The organism is Citrobacter koseri ATCC BAA-895 (assembly GCF_000018045.1).
Classification (GTDB): domain Bacteria; phylum Pseudomonadota; class Gammaproteobacteria; order Enterobacterales; family Enterobacteriaceae; genus Citrobacter_B; species Citrobacter_B koseri.
In genome coordinates this window covers 1,181,359-1,200,547 of the sequence record NC_009792.1, presented here as the reverse complement: position 1 = coordinate 1,200,547, position 19,189 = coordinate 1,181,359, and the positions used below count along the sequence as shown (strand labels likewise).

The 19,189-nt window shown below is 51.9% G+C and carries 16 protein-coding genes; 6 read left to right on the top strand and 10 right to left on the bottom strand.

Going from position 1 to position 19,189, the window contains the following annotated elements; all coding sequences use genetic code 11:
• Positions 1-3: 3 nt before the first annotated feature.
• Positions 4-1,581: a yersiniabactin biosynthesis salycil-AMP ligase YbtE gene (gene ybtE / locus CKO_RS05355; protein ID WP_012131841.1), complete on the top strand. Its 1,578-nt coding sequence runs from the start codon at positions 4-6 to the stop codon at positions 1,579-1,581.
• 130 nt (positions 1,582-1,711) lie between these two features.
• Positions 1,712-3,733, top strand: coding sequence for a siderophore yersiniabactin receptor FyuA (gene fyuA, locus CKO_RS05350; RefSeq protein WP_012131840.1), 2,022 nt, complete (start codon positions 1,712-1,714; stop codon positions 3,731-3,733).
• 162 nt (positions 3,734-3,895) lie between these two features.
• Here fyuA and CKO_RS05345 read toward each other — a convergent pair whose 3' ends face one another.
• From CKO_RS05345 to CKO_RS05325, 5 genes are all read right to left on the bottom strand, one after another.
• The gene (locus CKO_RS05345; RefSeq protein WP_024130286.1) at positions 3,896-4,372 is read right to left on the bottom strand and encodes a GNAT family N-acetyltransferase; all 477 of its coding nucleotides are present in this window, start codon (positions 4,370-4,372) and stop codon (positions 3,896-3,898) included.
• A gap of 332 nt (positions 4,373-4,704) precedes the next feature.
• Positions 4,705-5,373 carry an epoxyqueuosine reductase QueH gene (locus tag CKO_RS05340; protein ID WP_024130285.1) on the bottom strand — a complete coding sequence of 223 codons (669 nt, stop codon included), beginning with the start codon at positions 5,371-5,373 and terminating at the stop codon, positions 4,705-4,707.
• A 347-nt stretch (positions 5,374-5,720) separates the two neighbouring features.
• Positions 5,721-6,254, bottom strand: coding sequence for a GNAT family N-acetyltransferase (locus tag CKO_RS05335; protein WP_024130284.1), 534 nt, complete (start codon positions 6,252-6,254; stop codon positions 5,721-5,723).
• Positions 6,255-6,454: 200 nt separating this feature from the next.
• Complete coding sequence (locus tag CKO_RS05330) at positions 6,455-6,934, bottom strand: GNAT family N-acetyltransferase (RefSeq protein WP_024130283.1); 480 nt, start codon at positions 6,932-6,934, stop codon at positions 6,455-6,457.
• Positions 6,935-7,153: 219 nt separating this feature from the next.
• The gene (locus CKO_RS05325; RefSeq protein ID WP_012132129.1) at positions 7,154-7,945 is read right to left on the bottom strand and encodes a PhzF family phenazine biosynthesis protein; all 792 of its coding nucleotides are present in this window, start codon (positions 7,943-7,945) and stop codon (positions 7,154-7,156) included.
• 249 nt (positions 7,946-8,194) lie between these two features.
• Between CKO_RS05325 and CKO_RS05320 the strand changes: the two genes are divergently transcribed.
• Both CKO_RS05320 and CKO_RS05315 read left to right on the top strand, forming a co-directional pair.
• On the top strand, positions 8,195-9,148 hold the full coding sequence (locus CKO_RS05320; RefSeq protein ID WP_012132128.1) for an NAD-dependent epimerase/dehydratase family protein: 954 nt from the start codon (positions 8,195-8,197) through the stop codon (positions 9,146-9,148).
• A 56-nt stretch (positions 9,149-9,204) separates the two neighbouring features.
• Complete coding sequence (locus CKO_RS05315; protein WP_012132127.1) at positions 9,205-10,182, top strand: NAD(P)H-quinone oxidoreductase; 978 nt, start codon at positions 9,205-9,207, stop codon at positions 10,180-10,182.
• A gap of 40 nt (positions 10,183-10,222) precedes the next feature.
• Here CKO_RS05315 and CKO_RS05310 read toward each other — a convergent pair whose 3' ends face one another.
• Positions 10,223-11,302: a saccharopine dehydrogenase family protein gene (locus tag CKO_RS05310; protein WP_024130282.1), complete on the bottom strand. Its 1,080-nt coding sequence runs from the start codon at positions 11,300-11,302 to the stop codon at positions 10,223-10,225.
• A gap of 325 nt (positions 11,303-11,627) precedes the next feature.
• Between CKO_RS05310 and CKO_RS05305 the strand changes: the two genes are divergently transcribed.
• Complete coding sequence (locus tag CKO_RS05305) at positions 11,628-12,545, top strand: bestrophin family protein (RefSeq protein WP_024130281.1); 918 nt, start codon at positions 11,628-11,630, stop codon at positions 12,543-12,545.
• A gap of 12 nt (positions 12,546-12,557) precedes the next feature.
• On the opposite strand, the gene moaA is transcribed toward CKO_RS05305, so the two are convergent.
• The 4 genes from moaA to CKO_RS05290 all read right to left on the bottom strand — a co-directional run bounded on the left by moaA (position 12,558) and on the right by CKO_RS05290 (position 16,209).
• A complete protein-coding gene (gene moaA / locus CKO_RS05300; RefSeq protein ID WP_012132124.1) occupies positions 12,558-13,544 on the bottom strand; it encodes a GTP 3',8-cyclase MoaA in 987 nt (328 codons plus the stop codon).
• 73 nt (positions 13,545-13,617) lie between these two features.
• On the bottom strand, positions 13,618-13,791 hold the full coding sequence (locus CKO_RS22270; protein ID WP_012132122.1) for a DUF2474 domain-containing protein: 174 nt from the start codon (positions 13,789-13,791) through the stop codon (positions 13,618-13,620).
• The gene (gene cydB, locus CKO_RS05295) at positions 13,791-14,801 is read right to left on the bottom strand and encodes a cytochrome d ubiquinol oxidase subunit II (RefSeq protein WP_012132120.1); all 1,011 of its coding nucleotides are present in this window, start codon (positions 14,799-14,801) and stop codon (positions 13,791-13,793) included. Before cydB ends, CKO_RS22270 begins: the two co-directional genes overlap by 1 nt.
• A gap of 1 nt (position 14,802) precedes the next feature.
• Positions 14,803-16,209, bottom strand: coding sequence for a cytochrome ubiquinol oxidase subunit I (locus tag CKO_RS05290; RefSeq protein WP_012132119.1), 1,407 nt, complete (start codon positions 16,207-16,209; stop codon positions 14,803-14,805).
• A 561-nt stretch (positions 16,210-16,770) separates the two neighbouring features.
• On the opposite strand from CKO_RS05290, the gene CKO_RS05285 reads away from it, so the two are divergent.
• On the top strand, positions 16,771-19,059 hold the full coding sequence (locus CKO_RS05285; RefSeq protein ID WP_012132117.1) for an FdhF/YdeP family oxidoreductase: 2,289 nt from the start codon (positions 16,771-16,773) through the stop codon (positions 19,057-19,059).
• The last annotated feature ends 130 nt before the right edge of the window (positions 19,060-19,189 follow it).

The window sequence follows — 19,189 nt, the reverse complement described above, 5'->3', positions numbered from 1 at the left end:
CGCATGAATTCTTCCTTTGAATCTCTGATTGAACAGTATCCCTTACCCATTGCCGAACAGTTGCGCCACTGGGCGGCCCGTTATGCCTCGCGAATTGCCGTCGTTGATGCAAAGGGGTCGTTAACCTACAGCGCGCTTGATGCACAAGTTGACGAACTTGCCGCAGGTCTGTCATCACTGGGTTTGCGTTCGGGGGAGCATGTAATTGTGCAGCTTCCCAACGACAACGCGTTTGTTACCCTGCTGTTCGCCTTGTTAAGACTGGGCGTTATCCCCGTGCTGGCGATGCCCTCGCAACGGGCGCTGGATATCGACGCGCTGATTGAGCTGGCGCAACCCGTCGCTTACGTTATTCACGGGGAAAACCACGCAGAGCTGGCCCGACAGATGGCGCACAAACACGCCTGCCTGCGTCATGTTCTGGTCGCTGGAGAGACCGTGAGCGACGATTTTACGCCGCTCTTCTCCCTTCACGGTGAGCGGCAGGCGTGGCCGCAGCCTGATGTTTCCGCCACCGCGTTGCTGCTGCTTTCAGGCGGCACAACCGGCACGCCCAAACTCATCCCGCGCCGACATGCCGACTATAGCTATAACTTCAGCGCTTCTGCTGAACTGTGCGGCATCAGCCAACAGAGCGTGTATCTCGCCGTCCTCCCGGTGGCGCATAACTTTCCGCTGGCCTGCCCCGGCATTCTGGGAACGCTTGCCTGCGGCGGAAAAGTGGTGCTGACCGACAGCGCCAGCTGTGATGAGGTGATGCCTTTAATCGCGCAGGAAAGAGTGACTCACGTCGCCCTGGTTCCGGCGCTGGCGCAATTATGGGTGCAGGCCAGGGAGTGGGAAGACAGCGACCTTTCGTCGCTGCGCGTCATTCAGGCAGGCGGCGCCCGGCTCGACCCGACGCTTGCTGAGCAGGTTATCGCCACCTTTGACTGTACCCTGCAACAGGTTTTCGGTATGGCGGAAGGCCTGCTCTGTTTTACCCGGCTGGACGATCCGCATACCACTATTCTCCACAGCCAGGGGCGCCCGTTGTCCCCTCTGGATGAAATCCGCATCGTTGATCAAGACGAGAACGACGTCGCACCGGGCGAAACCGGGCAATTGTTAACGCGCGGCCCTTATACCATCTCGGGCTATTACCGCGCCCCTGCTCACAACGCGCAGGCCTTTACTGCGCAAGGGTTTTACCGCACTGGCGATAATGTCAGGCTGGATGAGGCGGGGAACCTGCACGTTGAGGGGCGCATAAAAGAGCAGATCAACCGCGCCGGAGAAAAAATAGCCGCTGCTGAAGTGGAATCGGCACTGCTGCGTTTAGCGGAAGTGCAAGATTGCGCGGTGGTCGCCGCGCCGGACACGCTGCTTGGCGAGCGGATTTGCGCGTTTATCATCGCGCAGCAGATGCCAACTGACTACCAACAACTGCGTCAACAACTGACCCGTATGGGACTCAGCGCGTGGAAAATTCCTGACCAAATCGAGTATCTGGACCACTGGCCGCTCACCGCCGTCGGCAAGATAGACAAAAAACGCCTGACGGCTCTCGCCGTCGACCGTTATCGCCATTCTGTCCAATAAGCGCAAACCGACCCGAAACAGGTTGAAATAAACCCGTTTCGGGTAGCACCACTATTAGAAATAGTTATCATTTTCAATTCACCATTGTCGGTATTTTTGGCGTTTCGCCGTCTTACAGGGACTCACAACAATGAAAATGACACGGCTTTATCCTCTGGCCTTGGGGGGATTATTGCTCCCCGCCATTGCTAATGCCCAGACTTCACAGCAAGACGAAAGCACGCTGGTGGTTACCGCCAGTAAACAATCTTCCCGCTCGGCATCAGCCAACAATGTCTCGTCTACCGTTGTCAGCGCGCCGGAATTAAGCGACGCCGGCGTCACCGCCAGCGACAAACTCCCCAGAGTGTTGCCCGGGCTCAATATTGAAAATAGCGGCAACATGCTTTTTTCGACGATCTCGCTACGCGGCGTCTCTTCGGCGCAGGACTTCTATAACCCCGCCGTCACCCTGTATGTCGATGGCGTCCCTCAGCTTTCCACCAACACCATCCAGGCGCTTACCGATGTGCAAAGCGTGGAGTTGCTGCGTGGCCCACAGGGAACGTTATATGGCAAAAGCGCTCAGGGCGGGATCATCAACATCGTCACCCAGCAGCCGGACAGCACGCCGCGCGGCTATATTGAAGGCGGCGTCAGCAGCCGCGACAGTTATCGAAGTAAGTTCAACCTGAGCGGCCCCATTCAGGATGGCCTGCTGTACGGCAGCGTCACCCTGTTACGCCAGGTTGATGACGGCGACATGATTAACCCCGCGACGGGAAGCGATGATTTAGGCGGCACCCGCGCCAGCATAGGGAATGTGAAACTGCGTCTGGCGCCGGACGACCAGCCCTGGGAAATGGGCTTTGCCGCCTCACGCGAATGTACCCGCGCCACCCAGGACGCCTATGTGGGATGGAATGATATTAAGGGCCGTAAGCTCTCACTTAGCGATGGTTCACCAGACCCGTACATGCGGCGCTGCACTGACAGCCAGACCCTGAGTGGGAAATACACCACCGATGACTGGGTTTTCAACCTGATCAGCGCCTGGCAACAACAGCATTATTCACGGACCTACCCTGTCGGCACATTACTCGTTAATCTGCCGCAACGCTGGAATCAGGATGTCCAGGAGCTGCGCGCCGCAACCCTGGGCGATGCGCGTACCGTTGATATGGTGTTTGGCCTCTATCGGCAGAACACGCGCGAGCAAATGCAGGCAACTTACGACATGCCTACCATGCGTTATCTGACCAGCGCCGGCTATACCACCGCTGAAACGCTGGCCGCATACAGTGACCTGACCTGGCATTTAACCGATCGTTTTGACATCGGTGGCGGCGTTCGCTTCTCACATGATAAGGCCAGTACGCAATATCACGGCAACCTGGCCGGAAACCCATTTGGCGATGATGGAAAAAGCGACGACGATCAGGTACTCGGACAGCTATCCGCAGGCTATATGCTGACCGACGACTGGAGAGTGTATACCCGTGTAGCCCAGGGATATAAACCTTCCGGGTACAACATCATTCCTACCGCAGGTCTTTCTGCCAAACCGTTCGTCGCCGAGAAGTCCATCAACTATGAACTTGGCACCCGCTACGAAACCGCTGACGTCACCCTGCAAGCCGCGACGTTTTATACCCACACCAAAGACATGCAGCTTTACTCTGGCCCGGTCGGGATGCAGACATTAAGCAATGCGGGTAAAGCCGACGCCACCGGCGTTGAGCTTGAAGCGAAGTGGCGGTTTGCGCCAGGCTGGTCATGGGATATCAATGGCAACGTGATCCGTTCCGAATTCACCAATGACAGTGAGTTGTATCACGGTAACCGGGTGCCGTTCGTACCACGTTATGGCGCGGGAAGCAGCGTGAACGGCGTGATTGATACGCGCTATGGCGCACTGATGCCCCGACTGGCGGTTAATCTGGTCGGGCCGCATTATTTCGATGGCGACAACCAGTTGCGGCAAGGCACCTATGCCACCCTGGACAGCAGCCTGGGCTGGCAGGCGACTGAACGGATGAACATTTCCGTCTATGTCGATAACCTGTTCGACCGTCGTTACCGTACCTATGGCTACATGAACGGCAGCAGCGCCGTCGCGCAGGTCAATATGGGGCGCACCGTCGGTATCAATACGCGAATTGATTTCTTCTGATCCTTTAAATAAACAGGGATGCCGTCACGGCATCCCTGATGCGCTTATCCCGCCCAGGGCAGCTCAGACTTGAGCTGCCAGTTTCAAATCTGGCTGTTGGCTGTGAGTGAGGAGCAGACATGGTTTTGAAGATGTTACTGGCTTTTATTTAGTGTCAGTGTCTCAGTCCGTAATAGGTTTGCTCATATTGATACCCGTAACCCTGAATCCGCTGGTTTCATAGACATGCCGGGCGCGAGCATTATCACCTGCAACACGCAATCTGATCTCTTTAAAGCCCTTCGCTTGCAGATACTCTTCAAAAGCACGTAGAGATTGTTTGCCAAGCCCCAACCCCTGACTGGAGTTGAAAATATGAAAATCGTAGATAAAAACAGTGTGCTTAGTCGAGTCTGGTTTGTACCAGAGATAACCTACATGGTTGTTAGCCTTGTCCGACTGAGCAACAATACACATTAATACTTGCCCATGAGTATTAACTCCATCGGGAAGCATTTCCGAAATTTCCTGCTTCGCTCTGGCAAGAGAATCACGAAGGGATGCCCCGTAGTTTGATTCGATCTCATATGCATAATCATTAACAAAATATTCGAGATAAGCAGGATACTCATCTTTTGTCATCATTCGGAAAGAAATCACACCTGTCCCCTCACCCTTATCATGCTGAAAATATGAATATATTAATGACGATGCAGTCCTCTATCGTCAATCGTATTCACTTCTAAATACGCGTTCAGGCCAGGTGATTAACATAAAAAGGGTATTAATGTCCGCTCCTGGCACACAGCGGACACGTTAACTGGGCTAAAAGTCCGCTGTGAGCGAATAGCAGCCAATGGTTTCGAAGATGGTGCTGGCTTTTATTTAGTGTCAGTGTCCTTACGTTACAAGAATGAATGCAATATATGGGATAAACGCCGTGGTTGTGCCAATGTTTACAGAAGCCCACATGCGAATGTGGGCTTCTGGTATTACTGTTCTTCGCCTTCCTTACCGTAGTAAAGTTTACCGAGTTTGATGAGCGGCCTGCCCTGCGATTTACGGTGCATATTAGTATCACGCAGTGAATAGACGCAGCCACAATACTCCTGCTGGTAAAACTGCTCGCGTTTGCTGATCTCAATCATGCGCGATGACCCGCCCTGCTTACGCCAGTTGTAATCCCAGTATGCCATTCCCGGATAATGCGCAGCAGCGCGTTGTCCGCAGTCGTTAATCTGCTGCATATTCTTCCAGCGGGAAATCCCGAGTGAGCTGCTGATCACGCTGAACCCATGTTCCGCGGCATACAGCGCGGTGCGTTCAAAGCGCATATCAAAGCACATGGTACACCGAACACCGCGCTCAGGCTCCCACTCCATCCCTTTCGCACGCTCGAACCAGTTGTCGGTGTCGTAATCCGCATCAACAAAAGGCACGCCGTGTTTTTCGGCAAAACGGATATTCTCCTCCTTACGGATGAGGTACTCCTTTTGCGGATGAATATTAGGGTTATAAAAGAAAATTGTGTAATCAATGCCCGAGGCCTGAATCGCCTCCATGACTTCCCCCGAACAGGGCGCACAGCACGAGTGCAGCAGTAGCTTGTCTGCGCCGTTCGGCAGCGTCAGTTGCGGGCGTTTAAAATCAGCGTTCTTCATAAATGGATGCTTTGGCAATAGTGAAACTTTCAGGAATTTTAGCATTCACATCGGCGATAACGAAATTAAGAAGTCGCTGTTGTCGTTGAACAAAGGTTTGCTGAGAAGCATCTGAAACGGTCGACAAAATCTGACCGCGATTTGAGAGCTGGTCAGAACAATTAAACTTCCGCTCCTGGCACACAGCGGACAAGTGCGAAGGTCTACTATGAGCGAGAAGCAGGCATTGACGATGCCCCTGGTACAACATATATGTCGGTTGACTCAAATGCCATTCTGAAATGAATGTATGTGTAGAACCTCGCTGCAACATTTCCAGAATTGGGCATGTTTTGCCGTTTCATTTTTCAGTAACTAAATTCTTCTCTCAACAATCCAAATACCCAATCATCATGCCAGCAACCATGCAGGAAATAGTTTTTTCTTAGAGTTCCCTCCTGCTGAAATCCGACTTTATGCAATATTCTCCGCGATACATTGTTGCCAGCTGTTACCGTAGCAGTGAGCTTACGATACCCATGCTCATCGAAAGCAAAGCGGGCAATATCTTTTAACGATTCTGTACCAAAACCTTTGCCGTGAAATTCTGATGCCAGGATAAACCCCACTTCCGCGATGCCCTCACCACGATTAATAAAGCCAGTTACACCAATTGGTATATCTGTATCCTTTCGACTCATTATCATACATAACCAGTGTTCACTGCCTTTATGCCAGGGCTGTAGACGGCTTTCAAAAGACTGGGTTCTAATCTCGTCATCAGTACGTGAATCACTAATAAAATGCATCACATGACGATCCGGATTTAATGCCAAAAAAAATGGCCAGTCTGTATGCTGGAGACAGCGATAATTGAGACTGACAGAAGAGATATGATGCATTAGATTTAATCACCTTTTTAGAGAGAGGAGTTAACAACTTTATCATTCACACCTGAATGATCAACTTTGACTGGCGCACGTATAAAGTATACAACTTCCCCTCCTGGCACGCAGCGGCTGGGCTGAGTGGTCGTCACGTCTACAGTGAGCAAGGAGCAGAATTTTTTTGAAAAAATATGGCACCATTCTCTCTGCATTAGTCATGACAATTTATCTTTCTCACATAAAACTAATGTCATAAAACGGCTATTTGGGTCAGACTGATAATCAGCAAACGGCTCGCAGTTAACGAAACCGTGCTTGATATAAAGTTGATGGCAAGCGGAAAACCCTGGCTGTGTTCCGGTTTCTAAACTTAAACGTCGTAGGCCTTTGATATGCGCAACCTGCAAGATATGCTGTAAAAGCTGATTCGCTACGCCACGACGCAAAAAATTTGGCGCGGTACGCATTGATTTCAGCTCACCATGTTCATCATCCAGTATTTTCAGCGCGCCAATTCCTGCGAGTTGTACCCCTTCCCATGCTGACCAAAATATCACAGCTGGGTCACGCAGTTTTCGAATATCTAAAGCATGGCTGCTTTCTGGTGGGGACTGCTCCAGCATGCCGGAAATATGATAGGCCACTAACGCTTGCACTGCTGGATGGGAGAGATCGTCAGTTTTGATAGTGAACAAGACTTTTCCAAAAAAATTGATTACATATTTGTAACATACAAGCAAGCGGCAGTATCTTTGTCTAATATCTATTTCTTATGGCACTGACCTGCACTCCGCTGATTAATACGCCGTTGCATTAGCAACGTCCCCTCCTGGCACAACACAGTCAGTCTAAAGCGCCGTCAGGTCTGCCATAATCGTACCTGAAAGCCCATTCCGAACCGCATTCTGGACGTTCTAGCGCAACAGTACCTTACCCAGCAGATAAGTTGTTGCCTGTCCGCCGATGTGGACTCGATCCCCCACTCGCTGGCAGCGTAAATCCCCGCCACGTTCGGCGCCCTGGTGCGCCAGCATTTGTGTTTTTTTCAGTTTTTCAGCCCAGTACGGAATTAGCATGCTATGTGCTGAACCTGTAACGGGGTCTTCCGCTACGGCTTCTCCCGGGCAAAAGAAACGGCTGACAAAATCGTATTTCTCTTCGCCGGGCGCGGTTATGCAAACCATTTTTCCCAGAGGGAGCATGGCATTAATGTTCGGGCGTAGCGCTTCTACCTGCCGTTGATTATCCAGCACGACCATGTAATCACGCGCCACGCGCACTTCTTTGTATTCTGTGATGCCCAACGTTTCCAGCAATAAGGACGGCGGCACGACGGGCTCGGTTTCCCAGGCTGGAAAATCAAGCGTCAACCACTCGCCGCTGCGTGCTACTGTCAATGGGCCAACAAACCGGGTATCAAAATGGATAGTCGCGCCCGGGTAATCAAGATGTTCAAAGATGACGTGCGCGGCAGCAAGTGTGGCATGCCCACACAGATTTATTTCCCCTTGAGTGGTAAACCAGCGCAACTCGAAGCCGTTTTCATTTGGGACAAAAAAAGCCGTTTCTGACTGGTTATGCTGTTTGGACATTTTCAATAATGTCTCATCAGGCAACCACTCGGTGAGCGGACACACGGCTGCGGCATTGCCGCCAAAAGTAGCCGTGCTAAAGGCATCAACCATGTAAAAATCAATTTGTTGCATAGCGCAAACCTCGAATCATTCTTTGAGCCCCCCCACTCTACCATGCCTCGACAACGCGCAATCTCGTATTTTTCATCGTTTGATGTTCGGCTTCGGCGCCATTCCGTTGCTGGCGCTGTATCCCAATACCAGACGACATTTAAACAACGTCGCAACACCCCATTGACCTTCAAGTGAACTTTAAACTTATACTTTGAAAAAGGCCAATGGGCCGGGACACCCATCTGACATTGTCGAAGAGGAAGTGAGATGCAAACGATTCTGGGGGCAAGCGGACAGATTGCCCGGGAACTTGCTCGCGAGTTAACGCATTCTTACAGTGCTGAACTGAGGCTTGTAAGCCGCAATCCACAGAAGGTAAATGGCAGCGATAGCCTTATGCCCGCTGATTTACTGGATGCCCGTCAGACACTGGAAGCGGTTAAAGGAAGCCGCATTGTCTATTTTGCGGCGGGTCTGCCGCCGGATGCCGACCTCTGGGAACAGCAGTTTCCGGTAATGCTGCAAAACGCGCTGAACGCGTGTCGGACAGTGGGGGCAAGTTTTGTTTATTTTGACAATACTTATATGTACCCGCAGGACAGCAGATTGCAGACCGAGGAAACGCCGTTCCTGCCGTCAGGGCGCAAAGGGCGGGTTCGAGCCCTGATGGCAAACAAAGTGCTGGAGGAGATGCGTCGGGGCGACATCCCTGTGCTTATCGGGCGCGCGCCCGAGTTTTATGGGCCGGGGAAAACCCAGAGTTTTACCAATGCCTTAATTTTAGACAGACTTAAAGCAGGGAAAAAACCACGCGTGCCATTACGTGACGACACGTTACGTACGCTCATATGGACCCCCGATGCCAGTCGGGCTTTAGCGCGTCTTGGCAACACCCCTGATGCCTTCGGTCAGACGTGGCACCTGCCCTGTTGCGATGAACGGCTCACCTATGCGCAGTTCGTTTCTCTGGCCTGTAACGTGTTCGGGAAAGAAACGTCATGGTCTGTCCTGAGCAAATTCGCCTTGTTCGCCGCCGGTATCTTTTCCAAAGGCCCACGGGAACTCCGGGAACTCCTGCCCCGCTATCAACATGATAACCTGTTTGATTCATCAAAATTTAAGCGGCGATTCCCGGACTTTCAGATAACAACGTACCGTCAGGGACTGGAAACCCTTTACCGTGAATGGAAAGCGTCGCTCACCGTAAAGAAAGACCAATAAACAGCCACGCGGGTGGTATCGCTAATCAACCCCTGACATTAAACAGGTAGAATCAGATGAAACTCATTGAGATAACAGAAGCTGGCGGCCCTGAAGTTCTGAAGGTAAGCCAGGGAAAAATGCCGGAATGTGGCGAGAACGATGTCCTGATCTCAGTTAAAGCGGCCGGCGTGAATCGCCCGGATATTATGCAGAGAGAGGGAAAATATCCCATGCCAGAAGGTGTTACGCCGGTTCCCGGACTGGAAGTCGCGGGTATCGTACACTCAATCGGGAAAAACGTTGCTCACTTTTCAGTTGGCGATCGCGTCTGTGCGCTCACCAATGGCGGGGGATATGCAGAATTTTGCGCCGTTCCGGCAGGTCAGGTATTGCCTGCCCCACAAAATTTAAGTTTTACAGAAGCAGCAGCGCTCCCGGAAACATTCTTTACGGTATGGGCCAATCTTTTTTCGTTGGGAAAAGTGAAAAAAGAGGATGTTGTTTTGATCCACGGTGGCGCAAGCGGCATAGGGACGACCGCGCTGGCGTTGTGTAATGCCATGAATATTAAAGCGTTCAGCACCGTCGGAAGTGACGATAAAATTCCGTTTCTGCAACAATATGGGGAAATCATTAACTACAGAACCCATGATTTTGAAGAAGAAATCCTCAGCAGAACCGACGGAAAAGGCGTTGATGTTATTCTTGATATTGTCGGAGCCGCTTATTTTAACAAGAACCTTCGCCTTCTTAAAAAGGACGGTCGGCTCGTACTGATTGGATTTATGGGGGGCAGGATGGTTAAGGAATTTGATATCCAGGAACTGATCCTTAAAAGAGCGGTGGTAACCGGTTCAACGATGAGGAGCCGGGACGCTGCTGAAAAGGAAGAAATCGCCCAACAGCTCATACAAAAAGTATGGCCTTTAATCGAAGCCGGAAAGTGTAAACCCGTCATTCACCAGATAGTTAAATTTGAGGATGTCCGTCAGGCACATACGTTACTGGATGCCGGAACTCATATCGGTAAAGTTATCCTTACCCTTGAATAAGCGCAAAGGGCGGGAGCATCCCCTGTCCCGCCCTGAGCAATTATACAATCCTCAGCGGGCCAGCCCCTGGTAACCGGGTTATCAGATTTGCGCCCATTAACGTGGCCGGCGTGTAGGCCCCTCCTGCAATCCGGTTCATCATCAGGTGCTCAACCACCGCTAACGCCCCCATAATGGTCAGGGTATAACCATTCGGTGTACGGATACGGGCAGTTTTTTTGTCGCCACGGGCGTTGATGGCCTCTCCCCACACAAAAGAGGGCGTCTGTTCACGTTTCATTTCTCCGGGGCCTTTCACCGTTCGGGATATATAAGCCTTGAGGAGCTTCTGCACCCATGCCAGTCGCAGCAATGGTCTGATGTAGTTTGCTCTCCGGGCCTGGGAAATCATGCGCGTCGAACCCGGCACAAAGACCTGAATGTCTGGAATACCTGTCGTGTAATACGCCGTGGACACGTCCCCCCAGGGGATTGTCATCGCGTCCTTCTCGCCATCGCCGAAGTCAATACGGCGAACTTCATAAGCAAGCGGCACGGTAATGATCTTCCCTCCTCGCCGAATTTTTCCGCCCTGCGCCAGCCCCTCGATCGCCGTTTTCGCCGTACCCGGAGAAAAAACAGAGCGTGAATCGAATCCCAGGTTAAGGCGGATCGCATCCGGCAGGGCCTCCTTCAGGGCGGCCGCCACGCAGTCCGTAGGAATAACGTCAAACCCGACGCCGGGGCACAATACAACACTGGCATCCCGGGCACGGGTATTCAGCAGTTGTGCCGCTTCGAACACGCCTATCTCCCCTGTAATATCAAGATAATGGGTTCGGGTTTGCAGGCAGGCCTCCATCAAAGGCGCCGCAGTAGCGGAGAACGGCCCCGCACAATTTAATACCAGAGCACACCCTTCGAGCTGTCTGAGCAGTTCAGCCGGATTATCAAGGGCGAAGGCGTGAGCCTCAAGCCCGAGATTGCAAGCCAGAGAGTCTATCGTTTCTTGCCTGCGCCCCGCCAGAACTGGCCTGAATCCTCGCCGTACGGCCTCACGGGCAATCATTTCTCCGGTATAACCGTTCGCGCCATAGATCATCCAGCGCGGAAATTCTGGATGGGAATGTTGCTCATTCATTGCATTAACCCCTTTAATAAATAAATTGCCCGGCTTACGTCACAGCATAACCTTAAAGTTAACTTCAAGGTCAATATACCCGTCATACTTCACGTGGCATGTACATTGGTTGCGCCGTAACGGTGACAGTTCAAATCTGAGCCAGGAGGTATAACGTAATGATTAAATTCACCAGCGAATGATAAAGCCAATACCATTACTTTTATTCCGCCTTATTTTTATTCGTCATTGATTGTCAGACGGCAAAATAACGATTAAAATAGTTTCTATCGCATTCACCCTTCGTTGAATCCTTCTCATTACATCTTCAGAGAAATCGTCAGTCATGATTATCAGACCAGAGCAACATTGGTTTTTTCGATTATTTGATTGGCATGGCTCGGTATTGTCAAAAATAACATTTCGGTTATTTTTAAACCTTGTCATGTCAGCTATCGCAATTATCATTTATCAATGGTATGAGCAACTGGGCATCCACTTAACCGTTGCCCCTTTTAGCCTGCTGGGGATCGCAATCGCTATCTTTCTCGGCTTTCGCAACAGCGCCAGCTACAGCCGTTTCGTTGAGGCACGGGGACTATGGGGAACCTTACTGATTGCCGAGCGTTCCATCATCCGTCAGTTAAAAAATTTGTTGCCGAATGACGTTGAGCTACATAAAAGAATTTCAGGTTATCTGATTGCCCTTTGCTGGAGCCTGAAACATGAATTACGCAAAACCGACGCCGGATATGATATGTACCGAATTCTGCCCCGACATATTCTTACCCAGGTCATGTTCAGCCCGATGAAAACCAACCGGATATTATTATTGATCGGCGATGAAATGGCAGCATTGCGTGAACAAGGCAAGCTGAGCGATATTACATTCGGCCTCATCGATAATAAAATAGATGAAATCGCCCACGTTATTGGCGGCTGTGAGCGAATTGCAAATACCCCGGTGCCGTTTGCTTATACATTAATACTCCAGCGAACCGTTTATCTTTTTTGTACCCTTCTTCCTTTTGCGCTGGTTGGCGACCTGCATTACATGACGCCATTCGTATCCGTTTTTATTTCCTATACCTTTTTATCCTGGGATTCCCTGGCGGAAGAACTTGAAGATCCCTTTGGCACATCGGCTAACGATTTACCGCTCAACGCGATTTGCAACACCATTGAGCGCAATCTGAAAGAGATGACCGGGCAACAGCCCCTGCCGGAGCCACATCAGCCCGATCGCTACTTCAATCTGACCTGAGTCCATTGCCCGCTATCCACCAATGTATGACAGGTTTTGCGTAATGCCGGTGTTCCCCTGATGTAAAAAATGCGTCTGTTTTTTATGCGTCAGCGCATCGGCAATACGCATCTTAAGGGCATCCTGCTGCGTATCGTCTTGCAGCACGTCTCGTAAATCGACCCCGCCATCACCAAAAAGACATAAATGCAGTTTGCCGATGGAAGAGACGCGCAGCCGGTTGCAACTGGCGCAGAACGTTTTTTCATAGGGCATGATCAGGCCGATTTCGCCTGCAAAGTCCGGGTGGCAAAAGACCTGTGCCGGGCCATCGCTGCGCTGGCGAATCTGGCGCACCCAGCCGCGTCGCAGCAGTTCATCACGCAGCACCACGCCCGAAATATGATGGCGTTGAAACAGCTCGCTGCCCTCACCCGTTTCCATCAGTTCGATAAAGCGCAACTGAATGCGGCGAGGCTTAATCCAGGCCAGAAACGTGTCCAGTTGATGATGATTCACATCGCGCATCAGAACCGTATTCACCTTGACCTTTTCAAAACCGGCGGCAAACGCCGCATCAATACCGTTCATCACTTCCTGAAATTTATCCTGCCCGGTGATGGCATAAAACTGGCGAGCGTCCAGACTGTCCACGCTGACGTTGATGGCGGTTAATCCGGCCTCACGCCAGCGTGCGACGTCACGCGCCAGGCGATAGCCATTGGTCGTTATCGCAATCTGGCGAATCGCCGCATTTTCACGCACCGCCGCGATAATATCGATAAAGTCGCGGCGTAAGGAGGGTTCCCCGCCGGTAAGACGGACTTTTTCCGTACCCAGCGCGGAGAACGCGCGGGTGACGCGGCGAACTTCATCCACCGACAAGAATGACTTGTTGCTCACGCCGCCGGGTTTGTACCCGTCCGGCAGACAGTAGGTACAACGAAAATTGCACACATCGGTAACGGACAGACGTAAATAGGTGAATTTACGCTGCCATGAGTCCATAAGCGGTTGCATAGATAACCTCGGGAGACAACGAACAGGCAGGCCACATCACGCTGATGTGGCCTGAGACAGGAAGTAAGACGTGTTAGTGGGTTTTCATCCCCGCCGCCAGCATCAGCAGCTTAAACCCGGATGCGACGACGGCCAGCGCCATAACGCTTGCCGCCCAGATGATGACCATCCAGCCCACCCTTTTCCACCAGACGCGTGGGGCGGTATCCGCAGGTTTAGCGTGCTCTGTGTCTGATAGTGAAGCCATTAATGATACCCCTCATCAGGATTAATTTTTCCGCGAAAGACGTAGTAACTCCAGCAGGTGTACATCAGAATTACCGGGATAATCAGTAGCCCCCCCACCAGCATAAAGCCCTGGCTTTGCGGCGGTGACGCGGCCTGCCAGATAGAGATCGACGGCGGAATGATATTGGGCCAGATGCTGATGCCCAGCCCGCTGAATCCCAGGAAAATCAGTCCAAGGGTCAGCATAAACGGCCCATAGCTCGCTTTGCGGTTATAGGCGGAACGCACAATTCCCCAGCAGCAAACCAGCACTAACAGCGGGACAGGCGCAAACCAGATGATCTCTGGCAGGCTGAACCAGCGTTGAGCAATTGCCGGATGCGTCAACGGCGTCCACAGGCTGATAATGACGATGATCGCCAGCAGCAGCAGCGTCAGGATAATCGCCTTCTCCGACATGCTTCGGTGCAGCGGGCCTTCCGTTTTCATGATAAGCCAGGTGCAGCCCAGTAACGCATAGGCCACCACCAGCCCCATGCCGCAGAACAGCGGGAAAGGCGCCAGCCAGTCCATCGTCGAGCCGCTGAACGCCCGTCCGGTTACCTGCAAGCCGTTAACCAGCGTTCCCACGGCGACGCCCTGGCTGAAGGTTGCCAGCACAGAACCGCCGATAAAGGCTTTATCCCAAAGCGGACGGTGTTCCGGCGTCGCTTTAAAGCGAAATTCAAACGCCACGCCCCGGAAAATCAGCCCCAGCAGCATGGCGGTTAGCGGCACGCTGAGCGCATCGACAATCACCGCATAAGCCAACGGAAACGCGCCATATAACGCCGCGCCGCCCAGCACCATCCAGGTTTCATTGCCATCCCAGACGGGGGCCACGGTATTCATCATCATGTCGCGCTCTTTCTCGTTCTTATTGAACGGAAAAAGAATGCCGATCCCCAGATCAAAGCCGTCCATCACGATGTACATCAACGTTGCGAAGACAATGATGACGAACCAGATTATTGACAGGTCGATGCCCATTTTATTCTCCCCTGCGTGTGTTCATGGGTTCGCTCACCGCCGATAACGGACGCGCTGGCGTACCCCCCTGAGCGATATCATGCGCATGTTCGCGCACTGGCCCCTTTTTGATCAGCCGCACCAGGTAGAGGTAGCCCACCCCAAAGACGGACGAATAGACGAGGATGAACGCCAGCAGGCTGACGGACATGTGCATGTCGCCGTGTGCGGAAACAGCATCACGCGTGCGCTGCAAACCGTAGACCACCCACGGCTGGCGGCCAATCTCGGTGGTAAACCAGCCCGCCAGAATAGCGATTAATCCTGATGGCCCCATGCAGAATACGAACCACAGGAAAGGACGACACTGATACAACCGGCCACGCCAGCGCAGCCACGCGCTCGCCACCCCGGTCAGGATCATCAGCATCCCCAGCCCCGCCATTATCCTGAACGACCAGAAAATGATGGTTGAGTTTGGGCGATCCTCTTTCGGGAACGACTTCAGCGCGGGCACTTGTTTGTCGAGGCTGTGCGTCAGAATCAGGCTTCCCAGATAAGGGATTTCAAGGCTGTACTTCGTTTTTTCCGCATCCATATCCGGTACGCCAAACAGAACCAACGGCGTGGCTTCGCCTGGCGGGTTTTCCCAGTGCCCTTCAATCGCCGCAATTTTCGCCGGCTGATGTTCCAGCGTATTGAGACCGTGCGCATCGCCGATCACCGCCTGAACCGGTGCGACAAACAGCGCCATCCACAACGCCATCGAAAACATCTTTCTGATCGCGGGCGTGTCGTTTCCTTTCAGCAAATGCCAGGCCGCCGAGGCGCCGACGAAGAACGCGCTCGCCAGAAACGCCGCCGTGGACATATGCAATAAACGGTACGGGAACGACGGGTTAAAGACGATGGCCATCCAGTCCACCGGCACGACAACGCCATCCTCAATCGCGTAACCCTGCGGCGTTTGCATCCAGCTATTGGAAGAGAGGATCCAGAACGTTGAAAACAAGGTTCCCAGCGCAACCATACAGGTCGCGAAGAAATGCAGTCCCGGCCCGACGCGCTTCCAGCCGAACAGCATCACGCCCAGAAAGCCCGCCTCAAGGAAGAATGCCGTCAGAACTTCATACGTCAGCAACGGACCGGTGATACTTCCGGCAAATTGTGAAAAGCCGCTCCAGTTAGTCCCGAACTGGTAAGCCATGACCAGGCCTGAGACCACCCCCATCCCAAAATTGACGGCAAAGATCTTTGACCAAAAATGATAAAGGTCGCGATACGTTTCATTTTTGGTTTTGAGCCATAGCCCTTCAAGGACGGCGAGAAAACTTGCCAGGCCAATTGTTATTGCGGGAAAAAGAATGTGAAAAGATACGGTAAAGGCAAATTGTATCCTCGCAAGGTGAAAAGCATCTATTCCAAACATAATTCCCCCCACGGAGTCGACATTGACTGATTTATTTTGTACAACGCTTTCATTTCCAGCCTTTTTCTTTGATTAATAGCGATTTTCTGAATATTTCAGAGCAGGTGAATCTAATAATTTTCGGCGTGTTTAATTAGTCTCAAACAATTATTCAAAAAGTTCAAATAGGTTAAATTTAATAAGTGATAGATAACATTTATTATGATAATGATAAAATCCTGTTATAATTTCTTTAAATCGACAGCGCAGACGCCGCATAATCCGGGCAAACCCCGCGAATTAACTGGGTTCCACCATCTGTTATATAAAGTTTTATATAACGAATAATAAAAGATGTTGCTGTTATCTCCCGGATAGAGACAACTGTTTGTATTTATTAACCATCACCATTACCCATTTTTTAAATAAGGTTAATGGCTTTTCAAATGGATATTTGTCCGGCTGGCTTTTATTTATATAACGCGCAGCCGCTAAACGTAATTGTTAAATACACTGGAATAACCCTACCTGTTATGTAGCTATTTCAGGATGCCAATGTGACCAGAATAGTCAGGAGTTCATATGAATAAGAAAAGACGTTCAGTTCCCGGAGTCAGACACTATGACGGTCCTGCTGGCGGCTGGGGCGCGTTAAAAGCAACGGCCATTGCCGTTCGTACACAAATGGACGCGCTTGAAGCACCCGTTACCCTGTTACGCACAAATCAGCCAGACGGCTTTGACTGCCCAGGATGCGCATGGCCGGATAAAGAACATAAATCAACGTTTCAGTTTTGCGAAAACGGTGCGAAGGCCGTCACGTGGGAAGCGACAAGCAAGCGCGTCACACCGGCGTTTCTGGCCAAAAATACCGTCAGCGCGCTGCTGAAGAAAACAGATTTCGAACTTGAAGGGTATGGTCGCCTGACTCATCCGCTGGCCTATCACAAAGAAAGCGACACATTTCGCCCTGTCGAATGGGAACAGGCCTTTGCCCGCATCGGCGAAGTGCTTCGCGGTCTCTCCCCTGAACAGGTGGAATTTTACACGTCCGGTCGCGCCTCCAACGAAGCGGCATATCTGTTCCAGCTTTTTGCGCGCGAATACGGCAGCAACAATTTTCCCGACTGTTCCAATATGTGCCACGAAGCCACCAGCGTAGGCCTGCCTCGTTCAATTGGCATCGGTAAAGGAACCGTATCGCTGGATGATTTTGAAAAGACGGAACTGGTGATCGCTATCGGCCATAACCCAGGGACAAACCATCCCCGTATGATGGGGACGCTGCACGAGCTTGCACGCCGCGACGTGCCGATTATCGTCTTTAACCCGCTGCGTGAAAGAGCGCTGGAACGCTTTGCCGACCCGCAGAGCATCATCGAAATGGCGACCTACAGCTCAACCGACATTGCCTCAACCTATTTCCAGGTCAGGGCTGGCGGTGATGCCGCCGCGCTGAAAGGCATTGCCAAACATGTGTTGCAGCTGGAAGCCGAGCGTGGCGATGTTCTGGATCGCGAGTTTATCGCCGCCCATACGCTGGGCTTTGACGATTTTGCCGCAGATATTGCCGCAACCTCCTGGGAATCCATTGAGCGCGAATCAGGTTTAAACCGTGAGCAACTGGAAAAAGTCGCGGAAGCCTACGCCAGGTCCAACGCCACCATCATCACCTACGGCATGGGCATTACCCAGCATAACAAAGGGACGGCGAACGTGCGTCTGATTGCCGACCTGCTGTTAATGCGCGGCAATATTGGCAAACCCGGCGCAGGTATTTGCCCGCTTCGCGGCCACTCCAACGTTCAGGGGAACCGCACCGTCGGCATTACCGAGAAACCGGCGCCAGAATTCCTCGAACGGTTGAGCGATGTTTTCGGGTTTGTTCCCCCGTCGAAACACGGACACGACGCCGTACAGGCGACGCAGGCCATGATCGACGGGCGCGCCAGGGCGCTGATCTGCCTGGGCGGTAACTTTGCCGTGGCAATGCCCGATCACGAACAGGGGTTCCCGGCAATGCACGGGCTGGACTTGAGCGTCCACATCGGCACCAAACTGAACCGAACGCATCTGCTGGTCGGGAAAGAGACGTTCATCTTTCCCTGCCTCGGACGCACCGAACTGGATATTCAGCGCACCGGCAGACAATCCATCACGGTAGAAGATTCTATGTCGATGGTGCATGCCTCCTCCGGCAAACTAAAACCGGCGTCGCCGTTATTGCGTTCGGAGCCTGCCATTATTGCCGGAATGGCGAAAGCCACGCTGACAAACAGCAAAATCGGCTGGATGGAGCTGGTTGCTGATTACGATCTCATCCGCGAACTGATTGAACAAACCATTCCCGGTTTCGACAATTACAACGATCGTATCCGGGTGCCTGGCGGTTTCCGTATGCCGCTGCCGCCGACCGAACGCGTCTGGCCGACATCGACGGGCAAAGCTATGTTCTCCGTATTCCACGGCGTTAACGAGAACGTGACCGGCGAAGGTGAAAATACGCTGCGTCTGATTACCCTGCGAAGTCACGATCAGTACAACACCACCATTTACGCGATGGACGATCGTTATCGCGGCGTATTTGGCCGTCGTGACATTATCTTTATGAACGAAGGCGATATGGAGCAGTTAGGGCTTGAACATGGCGATCGCGTCGATATCCGAACGGCCCTGCCTGACAGCGATCTCTGCCTGGAAGATATCACCGTCGTGGCCTACAGCATTGCGGCAGGTTCTGTCGGCGCCTATTATCCTGAGGCCAATGTTCTGGTTCCGCTCAATTATATTGATAAAGAGAGCGGTACGCCTTCTTATAAATCCGTACCGGTAAATATCACCTTGCGCTCAAAAGAAATTCGCGCGCTGTAAAATTCGCCCCTTATTCATGACGTTCTGCTGAATAAGGGGATTTATTTTTCAGCCACTGACGCGCAGAAACGGTATTGTTACGCCGCAATTCGGTTACAAAATTTATACATTCATGCAATAATGTGAACCC